We start from the raw sequence: 12,259 nt of genomic DNA on the forward strand, positions 1-12,259 counted from the left end.
TACCGGTAGGCTTAGTACCACATAGAATTAATTTTTGTCAATTCTATTCGATTAATTTGTATGTTTTATTATAATTTTTTTTAAAATTTCATTACAGATCAGCCGATCTTTCGAAAGCTCAACCGGGCAGAGCAGGGAATTCAAACAAAAAAAGGCTACCGAAAAAACGGGAGCCTTTTTTTAATCTTTAGATGCTTTTAAAACGGCTTTCACACGCCCTCCCCCCTGCATTCTCAGCGATGCCTCTAAGGGTGGCGTTTGTTGCATTAGGGTAGCAAGACTTTAACGCCTCGCCCTGGTCAATTACAGGAATCGTTCCTTGTTCATTCATTTTTCGTAGGGGCGAAGCAAATGATTCACCTGCTTCGCCCTTGTTGCAATTGCCAACAATATTGCCATCATCACCAAAACCGGGCGAAGCAGATGAACCTTGCTTCGCCCTACAAACAAAATACGGATCTACGGAACATTCACCAGGTTGTTATCGTCCATGTCCCATTTCAGGGGATTGTTCGCAATATACTGCCGGATGTTGGTCAGGTCGGATTCGCTGCGGATAATGTGTTCGTAATAATTGCGTTGCCACACCGGGCAACCGGGGTTGTTGCGTATTTTGTTGATTTTCCTGGTCGAGATCGACTTGAAATTCTGGATAACAGCGCCCAACGAGCCGGATACCGTTCCGTCTCGTAGGGGCGAAGCAATCGCTTCACCTGCTTCGCCCTTGTTGCAATTGCCAACATTGTTACCCTCGATTCCAAAACCGGGCGAAGCAGATGAACCTTGCTTCGCCCCTACATGTCCGACGATATTCATGATTCCGTGAAAATGGTTCGGCATGATCACAAATTCATCCAATTGCACATTCGGAAAATGATTCGCGATTGACTGCCAACAGGCATCCACCGCCATTCCCAACCGATTCAACCGCATATCACCATCCACCACCTCACCAAACAGGCTTTCCCGCTGGAAGGCGCAAATTGTAATAAAATATGTGCCGTTGCTGCGATAATCGAATGCCCGCAGGCGGATGGAACGGCGGTGGTGTATGGCGGAGTTGTAGGGCATATCAATCCGTTCGTACATTTATCGTAGGGGCGAAGCAAATGATTCACCTGCTTCGCCCTTGTTGCAATTGCCAACAATGTTGCCATCATTCTAAAATCGGGCGAAGCAAATACAGCCTTGCTTCGCCCCTACAACCTGCATCAACGTATCACTCACGCCGCCAGCACCTCATTCAATTCCTCCAGCATCCCCCACAACTCCTCTCCAAACAACTCATTCCAGATTGCCCGGCAACTTCAACAACCGCTCACTGCGCCACACACGGATAATCCAGATGTGGGCGGCTTCAATCCTATAGACAATGCGGAACGGCGGGTAAATGATCTCGCGCAGCTTTGTTAGCCCGAACTCTGGCACAATGCGCCCGCTTTCCGGAAAATCGGCAAGGCGCTCCACCTGGGAGACAACCTCTCGCACTAGGCGTTTACCCACCTCGGGAATCTGCTGGTCGGCATACCAGGCAAGGATATCCTCAAGGTCGCCAACTGCCGATTCAGCAAATTCTATGACTGTCCTGCGTACCATGTGTTCATTCCAAACCAAGACGCTTCTTAGCGTCGGCCAGGCTGACGGTCCGCCCCTGTTCGACGTCAACAAATCCCTGTACAACCGCCTTCAGGAATGCCCGCTCCTCGGTTTCTTCTTCGAAATCCCTAATGGATTGCACGACGGCTACTCCCCGGCCCCGGCTCGTCAGGAGCACCGGCCGGCGGGTCTTGTCTACCTGGCTGACGATGCGCCCCGGATTGACCTTCAAATCAGACAGGGGAATGATATCCTCGGAGAATTTCGTGTTAGTGTTCATACGACCTCCTGACAGGTGCTTTTATCTGACCTGATAATAGCACCTGTTCAACGACCATGCAAACGATAGTTATGCCGCCAGCACCTCATTCAATTCCTCCAGCATCCCCCACAACTCTTCTCCAAACAACTGATACACCTTCCCTATCCCGCCGTTCTCCTTGAACGGCGTAAACTCGAAATCATCCCGCCCAATCTCGATACTGCCGATGACATGATCACGAATCCGTTCCAGCCACCAGCGCTGCTCTGCGTTGAACGTTTTCCCCTGCGCCTCCTGCTTTGCAATCCAGGCGGCAAAACGTTCATGGACATGCTCCTCAAACGGCTCTAACAACGGTTCCTGATGCAGGGCAAAGCGGACCAGCGAAACGATGTCCGTCCAGAGTCGCCGACTGCCTGCACCCTTGACTTTGGACTGCTCCAGCGCCGCATAGGCATCCCACAAGCGGTCGATGCGCCAGAGATACGGTGGTTTCTCGATCAGTTCGGCTACCCTAACTCCGCGTCCCTTCATCTGCTCGAAGAAGGAGCGGGAACGGATCATTCGCATGAAAAATACGATTTCAAATGGTTTGATGTCGGTGCCGGTGGCAATCATGTCCACGGTAACGGCGATGCGCGGCATGGGGCTGGTGCGGAACTCGGCGATACCAAAACCGCGCTCCAGCGGGAACTCGCGGATAGCCACACCCCGTCCGGCATGCAGATTGACGTTCTTCACGTCCTGCACCAACCAGCCGGCCTGTTCCAGCATGCGGTCAATTTCCTGGCGTGCTTCCTGTTCGGGGGTGGGTGACAATCGGAGGCCGCTCCTGAGGTACTGCATCATAACAATGAATACATCCTGTTTACTCCATGGAAGATTTCGTTTCAATTGATTTAATCCGAACAAAAAGAAAAAGCCCCTGATTTCTCAAGGGCTTTTTCCAATTGGTGCCGGGAGTCGAACCCACGTCCTAAAACTTTTTACTTCAAATCAGGTGATTCACAACTCAATTCAGAATATACATCTCCGTAAGACCTGAGGCCAGTGAAGATAACAACTTGATATTCTGCTATTAAAGTATTTAACAGTGGTTTGGCACTGCTGATGCAATAGCTATGATCAAGGAAGTAAAAAACTCTGGAGGTAATTCAAATGAAAAAAGTTCTGTCTTCAATCGTTGCTGCGCTGGTTGCCATGTCTTTCTCTGCTGTAGTATTTGCTGCTGATGCTGCTGCTCCTGCTGCTGATGCAACTGCTCCTGCAACTGTTGAGAAAAAAGAAGTAAAAAAACCTGTCAAGAAGCACAAAAAAGTAAAGAAAGCCGCCAAAAAAGCAGAGAAAAAAGATGCAGCACCTGCTGCTGAGCCTGCTGCACCTGCTGCAAAGTAATTTAAGTTCTACAGTTTAATAAAGAAAAGCTGCATCTAATAGAGATGCGGCTTTTTTTATTGCGTACTGCGATGGAGTTTGTTGTTGTAAAATTTTAAACACACCATGATTTAGATTCATTCAACAAGAAAAAGCCCCTGATTTCTCAGGGGCTTTTTCAATTGGTGGAGGTGAGGGGAGTCGAACCCCTGTCCGAAGAACCTACAAACTGAATTACTACACCGTTAGTCAGTTGCTCAATTTAACCGATCACCTGCGCACCTGACAAAGCAGTTGATCGGCGGTCCCGTTGATCTCGGGTTGCGCTACGGGCGTCGCGCATCCCTATCCGGTAGTGAATGACGTCCCCGTTGTACCACCGGCATCTTCATTGGGGACGCCTGTTAAGCAGCTAGTGCAACAGGAGTGTTATAATTGTCGGCAATTAAGCCGTTGCAGGTTTATTAAGGTCGGCCACCTGCCCCGACCCGGTGCAATCCAGAAATTCACTTCCCCGTCGAAACCTTTACACCCCCTGAAATCAGTATTAAGGCTGAGGTTCAGGATTAAGGTTACGCTCAACCTTAATTCTCAAACTCAACCTGATTCTTCCCTTAATCCCTGTTCCTGCTTTTCAACGTTTGAGAGATTTCTCTCTGTGTATCTTTCTTTTTGAGATCTTCCCGTTTGTCGTAATTCTTCTTTCCCTTGGCCAGACCGATCTCAACCTTAACAAGTCCGTCTTTAAAATACAATCTCAGAGGAACAACTGAATAACCCTGTTCCCGAATCCTGCCATATAGCCTGTCGATTTCCTTGCGATGCAGCAGCAGTTTCCGGTGGCGATCAGGTTGGTGATTCTGGCGGTTGCCGAATTCGTACTGCGAAATGTTGAGATTGTGAAGGTACGCCTCGCCATTCTTCACCATCATGAAGGAATCGTTGAGATTGGCTTTTCCGGCGCGCAGGGATTTAACTTCCGTTCCCTGGAGCACCATGCCGGCCTCAAACTTGTCTTCGATGAAGTAGTCGTGATAGGCCTTCTTGTTATTGCAGATCAATTTCTCGCCCATAATGTTTTGAATACTACCAGATAGATGGCCAAAAGGGAATGATTAAGGCAATCCGCACGGGCCATGAGAACTTCGCCTATGGCCGAATAGGACATCTTCTGATCTTTCACGGCGATGTTTGCAGGTAAACTGTACCTAGTAACATCCCTATCCTTGAAGATTAAGGAGATATTATGCTCATACATGTCAAATACACAGATAACCGTTATGATTATGTCAAAGACAACATGTTGGATTCAATGATTGAATCCGGTATGGTTGCTAGATTCAGAAGAAACAGCGGCTGGGTGACTGTCGGTACAGATCCGGTGAGAAAAGGAAAGAGAGAGTTTAATGCGCTCTGGTCGGATGACCTGCGTGAACTGGTTGCCTAACCTGCCAGACAGACTATCTGAGCAGGACCAGCCACAATCATGCTGGAGATTTAGCTTTACCCTTTCAGGCTATTAATGTTATAAAACTGATCGTTTCAAGCTGACGCAGGGCATGTCCTTCCCTCCATCCGCAAGAGTAAAATACATACAATTCCTCGTTAGAATGAGGCGTTTGCACAAACACAGGCTACTACCCAGAAACGTCGAAAGACGCCAATGCGGTCAACAGGTTTTGTCGGCTTAAGGCTTAACCCAATGTAGCTGGTCCCAATCCTACGTTGTGCACTGCCGAAAACCAACCAGGGGGAAGTGGCGTCGCATCATTTATTCAAGGCCCTTCTCCGGAAGGGCCTTTTGTTTTTTCCGGACTGCCTATGACCACCACAGAATTCAAGGAAATATATCTCAGCTCGGTAATCGGGCGCCTGGTCATCAACAGCAAGGGTGACGGGATGGGAGTACTGCGCGACCTGATCATGGTGCCGGGCGAGGTATTTCCCGAAGTTTCTCATCTTGTGATCAAATCGCGCAGAGGCCTCAAGACGCTCCCCTGGAATGAAGTAGCTCTTTTCACTCACGTGGTTATTTCCTGCAGCGGTGTCCGCCCCCGCGGGCTTTCCGACTATGAGCCGAGTGAAGGGGAGATTCTTGTAAAGCGCGATCTGCTCGACAAGCAGATCGTGGACGTGGATGGCGCCAAGGTTGTGCGGGTCAACGACATCAAACTGGGAGACCTGAATGCGAAACTGTGTATTTTCTCGGTTGACATCGGCTTTCGCGGCCTGCTGCGACGACTGGGCTACGAAGGGTTCGGAGAGCGCTTTGCGCAGGCCATAGGCAAGCAGATACCTCACACTGAAATAAGCTGGGAGTACGTACAGCCTCTGGAGGCAAACTCCTCCAAACTGGCCCTTAATATTGCCCGCGATCAGATGAAGGAAATGCATCCTGCCGACCTTGCTGACATCATTGAAAACATCCCCATTCAAAACGTCAGAATGATGCTTGAATCCATGGACGCCGAAACTGCCGGGGAGACTCTCTACGAACTTGAAGCTGACATGCGCAATATGGTTATCAGCCAACTCAATGATGAACGGGTCAGCGACATTCTGGAAGAGATGGAACCGGATGAAGCTGCCGACGTATTGAGCGACCTGCCGGAACAGAAAGCCCAGGAACTGCTGCATATGATGGACCAGGAGGATGCAGAGGATATTCAGGAACTGCTGGAGCATGAGGAAGATTCTGCCGGCGGCCTGATGACCCCTGAGTACTTCCGCCTGACATCCCAGATTACTGTAGGGCGCGCCCTGGAACTGCTCAAGGAATGTGCTGAAGAAGTGGAGACGGTGTACTACGGCTACATCGTTGACTCGGAAGATCGACTGGAGGGGGTTGTGTCCCTCAAGGAACTACTTTTGAATTCGCCGGAAACCCTGCTAACCGACATCATGGAAGAAAATGTAAAATTCGTGCATGTCGACTCGGAGCCGGAAGATATGCTGGAAACACTGGCAAAATACGACCTCATTGCTGTTCCCGTACTGGATGAGGATGAACACATGGCGGGAATTGTCACCGTGGACGATGTCCTTGCCCATTACCTGCCACAGATAATAAAGATCAAGCGCAGATAGCTGCTCAGAAGGTTTTCAATGTTCTCCAGTCTCTCCCAGTTCAGGTTCCTGAAGCCGCTGAAAAGCTTCAGCCCGCGAAATATCATGATTTTTCTGGCAATCCTCGGGCCGGGCATAATCACCGCCAATGTGGACAACGATGCCGGCGGCATCACCACATATTCTCTCGCGGCTGCCAATTACGGTTATTCAATCCTGTGGATGATGATCCCCACCACGATCGCACTGGTTGTAATTCAGGAAATGTGCGCCCGTATGGGCGCTGTTACCGGAAAAGGTCTCTCCGACCTGATTCGCGAATCCTTTGGCGTAAAAGTCACCTTTTACGTGATGATTGCACTGTTCCTTACCAACATGGGCAATTCCATCTCTGAATTTGCCGGCATAGCCGCCAGTCTTGAAATCTTCGGCGTCAGCAAGTACATATCAGTTCCGCTCAGTGCAGTGGCTGTCTGGCTGCTGATAGTAAAGGGGTCGTACAAGGTTGTGGAAAAAGTCTTCCTGGTTGCGTGCCTGGTGTACATCGCCTACCCCATCGCCGCCTTCATGGCCGGCCCCAAATGGGATGTTGTCCTCAAAGCCACTGTTACCCCAACTTTCCAACCTGACAGTAAATATGTGATGACTCTGATCGGCATCATCGGAACGACCATAGCCCCCTGGATGCAATTCTATCAGCAGTCCGCAGTGGTGGAAAAAGGCATCACTGCGGAACACTACAACTTCTCCCGCATCGATGTAATCTTCGGGTGCATCATGGCAATTGTGGTGGCTTTTTTCATGATGGTAGCCTGTGCCTCAACCATCCACCTGCATGGGCTTAAAATCGAAACAGCCGCCGATGCTGCCATGGCTCTCAAGCCTCTTGTAGGGCAGCACGCCTCGTCTCTTTTTGCTTTTGGCCTCTTCAATGCTTCACTCTTCGGAGCCTGTATCCTGCCGCTCTCCACGGCCTATTATATTTGCGAAGGCATGGGATGGGAGTCGGGAGTGGACAAGGATTTCGAACAGGCCCCTCAATTCTTCTGGCTCTTTACCATAATCATCGCCATCAGCGCTGGTCTGATTTTGATACCCAACGCCCCGCTGCTGACCATCATGTTCATCTCACAGGTCGTTAACGGCGCTGTGCTCCCCTTTGTGTTGATCTTCATGCTGAAGCTGATCAACGACAAGAACCTGATGGGCAGCTATGTCAACGGACCGGCATTCAACATTATTGCCTGGCTGACAGTTATCATCATGATCCTTCTGACCATGACCATGACCATGGACATGGCTGTTCCCGGCCTGTTCAATAAACTGATCCCAAGGTAACAATCCGCTCCCGTAAAGCAGAAAGGCCCGCCGGAATCATCCGAAGGGCCTTTTTTTGTGCCTGCTTTTAGTAGAATCACTGTTGAATATCAACCCTTAGTCCTGCCTTGCGGGCGATTTCCACCTGCTGATTATACTGTCCCTTCATCTCATTAAACTGCTTGACCAGAGCGCGGTGCTCAGAGATCAGTTTTTCCTGCTCTCCCCTTTTCAGGGCAGGGCTTTGCACTTGGGGGACAATTTCATCAATTCGTTTGCGGATATCTGTCATTGCCGCTTCCCTGTCTGCAAGATCCTTTTTCCACTGGTCATATGTCCTGCCGGCAAAACGTTCGCCGCCTACAGCTTCCCCCTTGCCTGCAACAGATGGTGCCACTGGATCTGCCGGTGCTTCCGGCTTTTTGGTCACTGAAGGTGATGAAGGAGTCGTCACAGAAGGAGAATCATCTGAATCAAGTTTCCTGGCTTTCTTGCGGAATTTGGGAGGAACTTTTCCCAGATCTTCAGCAAAATGCATCGTCCCCTGTGCATCTTTCCAGGTATAAATTTCAGCATCCGCCGTTGACAGGGACATGGCAGACAGAAAAGCAAGTGATACCAGTAACGCTCGTGTCATTGTCATATCCTTTCCCGCTAGCCCGGAGGCCATCCGAAAGTGCGCCCTGCCAACAGGTGAAAATGAATGTGAAAAACTGACTGTCCCACGCCGGCGCCATTGTTCTGCACAAGGCGGAAGCCTGATCCATCAACGCCCCTCTGCCGTGCAATCTCGCCTGCCTTACGGAAGATGTACCCAACGACAGCATCATCATCAGGAGACATATCAAGGCAATTTACAAAGTGCCGCTTGGGAAAGATCAGCAGATGCAGGGGAGCCTGGGGAGATACATCCTCCACTACCAGAATCTGCTCATCTTCAAAAACCTTCTTTGCCGGAATCTCGCCCTGAATGATCTTGCAGAAAATGCAGTTTTCCACATCAGCCTCCTCAATCTTGTTTTTCAGGTGTTACCAACATGATCAGGAATTCACGGTTGCCGTCTGCACCGGTTATGGGAGATTCACACACACCCGCTACGTTCAGCCCCATTTCCCTGGCAGACTGACGGATGTTTTCGATGACCTTTTCATGGGCTGAAGGGTCACGCACAATGCCCCCCTTACCCACTTCTCCCTTGCCTACCTCGAACTGCGGCTTGATCAGGGCTATAATCCGACTGCCCGGCTTTACAATCTGGACAGTGGACGGCAACACCTTGGTCAGGGAAATGAATGAAGCATCAATAACCGCCAGATCCGGTTGTTCATCAAGCTGTTCGGGTGCAAGGTGGCGGATGTTGGTCTTTTCCATGCTGACTACGCGGGGGTCCTGCTGAAGCTTCCAGGCCAGCTGACCATATCCGACATCCACTGCAAACACCCGGACTGCCCCGGCCTGCAGCAGGCAATCAGTGAACCCGCCGGTAGAGGCTCCTACATCAATGGCCACCAGACCGGTTACATCTACATCAAATTCATCCAGCGCCTTCTTCAACTTGAGACCGCCGCGGCTCACAAACGGCAGCACCTCACCTTTGATTCGTATTTCCGCATCTCCGGCAATCTGCTGCCCCGCCTTGTGTACCGCGTGATCGCCCACAACCACCTGACCCGCCATGATCAAAGCCTGCGCCTTCTCCCGTGAAGGGACCAGACCACGCTCGACCATCAGTTTATCCAGGCGCTGTTTTTCCGCCATTAACTGACCAGCTGCGATTTGGTAAAGATCGTCCGCAGCCAGTAGCCTTCAGCCTCGATGTTCTCCCGGCCACCCTCTTCACGGTCAACAAGAGTAACGATGCCCAGAACCTTCAGCCCTTCCTCTTCAGCGCGACGAACAGCTTTCATGGAAGAACCACCAGTGGTGACAACATCCTCGACAATGATCACTTTTGTACCGGGAGGCAGATTCTTGCGCCCTTCCAACCACTGGCCGGTACCGTGCCCCTTGGGTTCCTTGCGGATGATGAAGGCATGCATGTTCTTGCCGTCAAGATGTGCGGCAATGGAAGTAGCGGTGGCGATCGGGTCTGCACCAAGGGTGATGCCACCCACCGCCTCAACACCTTCCACATCCTTGATTGCCTCATAAAAGAGTTTACCCACCAGAAAGCCACCCTCCGCATGAAGCGTAGTCTGTTTTCCGTCAAAGTAAAAATCGCTTTCGCGTCCCGAGGCCAGCTTTACCAGGCGTTTTTCGTAGGAAAGTTCCAGTATGATCTGCTTCAGTCGTTCACGTTCACTCATGGTTATTTTTGCCCCTCTTCGAAAAGTCCCATCTGCGGCAGGTCCGCAGGTTTGGGGAATGCAACCGGATAATCTCCGGCAAAACAGGCTTTACAGAAATTGGTATTGTTCATTCCGACCGACTTCAGAAGTCCTTCTTCCGACAGATAACCGAGTGAATCGGCGGTTATATATTTGCAGATTTCCTCGAGGGTGTGGGAAGAGGAAATCAGTTCTTTGCGATTGGGAGTATCTATGCCGTAGTAGCAGGGATAGCTGGTGGGGGGAGACGAGATGCGCATATGCACCTCTTTTGCTCCGGCCTGACGCACCATCTTGACGATCTTGCGCGAGGTTGTGCCGCGCACGATGGAATCGTCAATCACCACCACTCGCTTGCCTGCCAGTATCTCGCGCACCGGATTTAATTTGATTTTTACTCCGAAATGGCGGATGGCCTGGGCAGGCTCGATGAAAGTCCGACCAACATAGTGGTTGCGAATCAGCCCCAGTTCAAAGGGGATACCAGCCTCCTCGGCATAGCCCATGGCTGCCGGAACTCCGGAATCGGGCACGGCTATGACCACATCGGCATCTATCTTGTACTCCCGGGCCAGCTGACGCCCCAACTCCTTGCGGGTCAGGTAGACATTTTTGCCAAAGATATAGGAATCGGGACGGGCAAAATAGACAAACTCGAAGATGCACGGCGTAGGCTCCACACTTCTAAAGGGAAACATGGATTTGATCTCGCCATCGCTGGTGCAGACTACCATCTCGCCAGGCTCGATTTCCCGCACGAATTCAGCCTCGATCAAATCAAGTGCGCAGCTTTCCGACGCAACGACCCAGCCGTTGCCGATCTTGCCCAGACAGAGCGGCCGGAAACCGTTGGGGTCCCGCACGGCGATCATACGGGTTTCGGTCAGGAACAGCAGACAGTAGGCTCCCTTGATCCGATTGAGTGCCTCGACGATGCGGTCTTCCAGTGAGTTGGTGCGGGCAATGGCCAGCAGATGAATGATGATTTCGGTATCCATGGTGGTCTGGAAGATGGAGCCGTAGGCTTCCAGTTCCGCCTTCAGCAATTGAGCATTGACCAAGTTGCCGTTGTGGGCCACGGCAATGGAACCGCGCGAGTAATCAACCATGATCGGCTGAACGTTCTTCTCCACCGAAGCACCTGCGGTTGAATAACGCACATGTCCTATTGCCGAACTTCCGGGAAGCTTTTTGAAAACATCCTGATTGCCGAAAACATCAGCCACCAGACCCATGCGCTTGTGGGCATGAAGTGTGTTTCCGTCAGAGGATACAATGCCGCAGCTTTCCTGGCCGCGGTGCTGCAGGGCATACAGACCCAGGTAGGTCAGGTTGGATGCCTCGGGATGATTATAAACGCCAAAAACTCCGCATTCTTCGTGTGGCCGGGACAGATTCATAAGTAAAAACTCTCCATGCAGGTAACCTGTAGGTTTCCCTGCTCGTCAGATAAGATTCTTTTTCACGTATTCGGCCGCGTTTCTGTACAGAATCAATCCATCCCCTTCTTCCGGCAACTGTTCTCTGGTCCAGCGGGGGTGCTGGGTATAGTGGACAAAAGCTTCAGGGTGCGGCATAAGCCCCATCAGACGTCCGCTAGGATCACAGATACCTGCAATGGCATTCTGGGATCCATTGGGATTTGCAGGAAATTCCATGGCTGCTGCTGCATAGTCAGGGTCCGAATATCTAAATACTCCCAGATGCTCGCGCTCAATACGCTGCAATGTTTCATCCGTATCACACATGAATTTGCCCTCGCCGTGTCGCATGGGCAGATAGATGCCTTTTTCGATTCCGCGGGTAAAGATGCATGGGGAAGCGGAGTCAACTTTCAGGTAGGTCCAGCGATCCTGAAAACGTCCGCAGTCATTATGGGTAAGGGTCACTGTCTGGGAAAGATAGTTGCCATCGAATCCGGGCAGCATGCCCATCTTGACCATCAGCTGGAATCCGTTGCAGACCCCAAGAATCAGCTTGCCGTCAGCGATGAAGCGGGTGAACTGCTCTACCAGTTTCTCCCCTGTGCCGGCGACTGTAGCGTGCTTCAGGCGGTTGGCCTGTGCCTTGGCGCTCCCTAGGTCATCACCGTCCAGAAAGCCGCCGGTGAGATTGAGGAAGTGAAAATCGTCCAGCCGGATTTCGCCGGAAAGAATTTCGGCAATATGGGCGATAACCGCCTCGTCAAAGCCGCCAAGACGGCAGGCGTGGGCCGCCTCCATCTCGCAATTGGTGCCGTTGCCGGTTATGACTATTGCGCGTGTCTGTGCCATATATTCCTGTTCTCCTTGATTATCAGCAGCAATCTTGTTCATC

The 12,259-nt window shown here is 51.1% G+C and carries 15 protein-coding genes, 1 other RNA gene and 1 riboswitch; of the genes, 4 read left to right on the top strand and 12 right to left on the bottom strand.

Going from position 1 to position 12,259, the window contains the following annotated elements; all coding sequences use genetic code 11:
* Window positions 1-459: 459 nt before the first annotated feature.
* From KJB30_RS13420 to KJB30_RS13435, 4 genes are all read right to left on the bottom strand, one after another.
* Complete coding sequence (locus KJB30_RS13420) at window positions 460-1,089, bottom strand: transposase (RefSeq protein WP_246545690.1); 630 nt, start codon at window positions 1,087-1,089, stop codon at window positions 460-462.
* 195 nt (window positions 1,090-1,284) lie between these two features.
* Entirely contained in the window at window positions 1,285-1,596 is a 312-nt protein-coding gene (locus KJB30_RS13425) for a type II toxin-antitoxin system RelE/ParE family toxin (RefSeq protein ID WP_214300151.1), read from the bottom strand.
* Window positions 1,597-1,600: 4 nt separating this feature from the next.
* Window positions 1,601-1,876: a type II toxin-antitoxin system Phd/YefM family antitoxin gene (locus tag KJB30_RS13430; RefSeq protein WP_214300153.1), complete on the bottom strand. Its 276-nt coding sequence runs from the start codon at window positions 1,874-1,876 to the stop codon at window positions 1,601-1,603.
* 69 nt (window positions 1,877-1,945) lie between these two features.
* Entirely contained in the window at window positions 1,946-2,677 is a 732-nt protein-coding gene (locus KJB30_RS13435; RefSeq protein ID WP_214300155.1) for a type I restriction-modification enzyme R subunit C-terminal domain-containing protein, read from the bottom strand.
* A gap of 339 nt (window positions 2,678-3,016) precedes the next feature.
* Here KJB30_RS13435 and KJB30_RS13440 point away from each other — a divergent pair, with 339 nt between their 5' ends.
* Window positions 3,017-3,253 carry a hypothetical protein gene (locus KJB30_RS13440; protein ID WP_214300157.1) on the top strand — a complete coding sequence of 79 codons (237 nt, stop codon included), beginning with the start codon at window positions 3,017-3,019 and terminating at the stop codon, window positions 3,251-3,253.
* Window positions 3,254-3,415: 162 nt separating this feature from the next.
* Here KJB30_RS13440 and ssrA read toward each other — a convergent pair.
* Window positions 3,416-3,768, bottom strand: a transfer-messenger RNA (tmRNA) gene (gene ssrA / locus KJB30_RS13445).
* A gap of 78 nt (window positions 3,769-3,846) precedes the next feature.
* Window positions 3,847-4,305, bottom strand: coding sequence for an SsrA-binding protein SmpB (gene smpB, locus KJB30_RS13450; protein WP_214300158.1), 459 nt, complete (start codon window positions 4,303-4,305; stop codon window positions 3,847-3,849).
* A 173-nt stretch (window positions 4,306-4,478) separates the two neighbouring features.
* Between smpB and KJB30_RS13455 the strand changes: the two genes are divergently transcribed.
* The 3 genes from KJB30_RS13455 to KJB30_RS13465 all read left to right on the top strand — a co-directional run bounded on the left by KJB30_RS13455 (window position 4,479) and on the right by KJB30_RS13465 (window position 7,636).
* Entirely contained in the window at window positions 4,479-4,679 is a 201-nt protein-coding gene (locus tag KJB30_RS13455; protein ID WP_214300159.1) for a GSU3473 family protein, read from the top strand.
* Between the two features lie 147 nt (window positions 4,680-4,826).
* Window positions 4,827-4,992: riboswitch (M-box (ykoK) riboswitch) on the top strand.
* A gap of 61 nt (window positions 4,993-5,053) precedes the next feature.
* Window positions 5,054-6,319, top strand: a complete 1,266-nt coding sequence (locus KJB30_RS13460) for a magnesium transporter (RefSeq protein WP_214300160.1) — start codon at window positions 5,054-5,056, stop codon at window positions 6,317-6,319.
* An 18-nt stretch (window positions 6,320-6,337) separates the two neighbouring features.
* A complete protein-coding gene (locus KJB30_RS13465; RefSeq protein ID WP_214300162.1) occupies window positions 6,338-7,636 on the top strand; it encodes an Nramp family divalent metal transporter in 1,299 nt (432 codons plus the stop codon).
* A gap of 76 nt (window positions 7,637-7,712) precedes the next feature.
* Here KJB30_RS13465 and KJB30_RS13470 read toward each other — a convergent pair whose 3' ends face one another.
* Genes KJB30_RS13470 through KJB30_RS13495 form a run of 6 tightly spaced genes read right to left on the bottom strand, consistent with a single transcriptional unit; the run spans window position 7,713 to window position 12,216 of the window.
* Window positions 7,713-8,252: a DUF4124 domain-containing protein gene (locus KJB30_RS13470; protein ID WP_214300165.1), complete on the bottom strand. Its 540-nt coding sequence runs from the start codon at window positions 8,250-8,252 to the stop codon at window positions 7,713-7,715.
* 17 nt (window positions 8,253-8,269) lie between these two features.
* On the bottom strand, window positions 8,270-8,614 hold the full coding sequence (locus tag KJB30_RS13475) for a histidine triad nucleotide-binding protein (protein ID WP_214300167.1): 345 nt from the start codon (window positions 8,612-8,614) through the stop codon (window positions 8,270-8,272).
* 10 nt (window positions 8,615-8,624) lie between these two features.
* Complete coding sequence (locus KJB30_RS13480; RefSeq protein WP_214300169.1) at window positions 8,625-9,374, bottom strand: TlyA family RNA methyltransferase; 750 nt, start codon at window positions 9,372-9,374, stop codon at window positions 8,625-8,627.
* Window positions 9,374-9,922, bottom strand: a complete 549-nt coding sequence (pyrE, locus tag KJB30_RS13485; RefSeq protein ID WP_214300171.1) for an orotate phosphoribosyltransferase — start codon at window positions 9,920-9,922, stop codon at window positions 9,374-9,376. Before pyrE ends, KJB30_RS13480 begins: the two co-directional genes overlap by 1 nt.
* 2 nt (window positions 9,923-9,924) lie before the next feature.
* Complete coding sequence (purF, locus tag KJB30_RS13490; protein WP_214300173.1) at window positions 9,925-11,343, bottom strand: amidophosphoribosyltransferase; 1,419 nt, start codon at window positions 11,341-11,343, stop codon at window positions 9,925-9,927.
* Window positions 11,344-11,388: 45 nt separating this feature from the next.
* Window positions 11,389-12,216, bottom strand: coding sequence for a phosphoribosylformylglycinamidine synthase subunit PurQ (locus tag KJB30_RS13495; protein ID WP_214300175.1), 828 nt, complete (start codon window positions 12,214-12,216; stop codon window positions 11,389-11,391).
* Between the last annotated feature and the right edge of the window lie 43 nt (window positions 12,217-12,259).

It is taken from the genome of Pelotalea chapellei, from assembly GCF_018531195.1.
Taxonomy (GTDB): Bacteria; Desulfobacterota; Desulfuromonadia; order Geobacterales; family Pseudopelobacteraceae; genus Pelotalea; species Pelotalea chapellei.

Bases quoted from the DNA above. Each gene is read 5' to 3' on its own strand.
- purF (WP_214300173.1), bottom strand. From the start codon at position 11,343: ATGAATCTGTCCCGGCCACACGAAGAATGCGGAGTTTTTGGCGTTTAT.
- KJB30_RS13455 (WP_214300159.1), top strand. From the start codon at position 4,479: ATGCTCATACATGTCAAATACACAGATAACCGTTATGATTATGTCAAA.
- smpB (WP_214300158.1), bottom strand. From the start codon at position 4,305: ATGGGCGAGAAATTGATCTGCAATAACAAGAAGGCCTATCACGACTAC.
- pyrE (WP_214300171.1), bottom strand. From the start codon at position 9,922: ATGAGTGAACGTGAACGACTGAAGCAGATCATACTGGAACTTTCCTAC.
- KJB30_RS13425 (WP_214300151.1), bottom strand. From the start codon at position 1,596: ATGGTACGCAGGACAGTCATAGAATTTGCTGAATCGGCAGTTGGCGAC.
- KJB30_RS13470 (WP_214300165.1), bottom strand. From the start codon at position 8,252: ATGACACGAGCGTTACTGGTATCACTTGCTTTTCTGTCTGCCATGTCC.
- KJB30_RS13440 (WP_214300157.1), top strand. From the start codon at position 3,017: ATGAAAAAAGTTCTGTCTTCAATCGTTGCTGCGCTGGTTGCCATGTCT.
- KJB30_RS13420 (WP_246545690.1), bottom strand. From the start codon at position 1,089: ATGTACGAACGGATTGATATGCCCTACAACTCCGCCATACACCACCGC.
- KJB30_RS13430 (WP_214300153.1), bottom strand. From the start codon at position 1,876: ATGAACACTAACACGAAATTCTCCGAGGATATCATTCCCCTGTCTGAT.
- KJB30_RS13460 (WP_214300160.1), top strand. From the start codon at position 5,054: ATGACCACCACAGAATTCAAGGAAATATATCTCAGCTCGGTAATCGGG.
- KJB30_RS13495 (WP_214300175.1), bottom strand. From the start codon at position 12,216: ATGGCACAGACACGCGCAATAGTCATAACCGGCAACGGCACCAATTGC.
- KJB30_RS13480 (WP_214300169.1), bottom strand. From the start codon at position 9,374: ATGGCGGAAAAACAGCGCCTGGATAAACTGATGGTCGAGCGTGGTCTG.
- KJB30_RS13465 (WP_214300162.1), top strand. From the start codon at position 6,338: ATGTTCTCCAGTCTCTCCCAGTTCAGGTTCCTGAAGCCGCTGAAAAGC.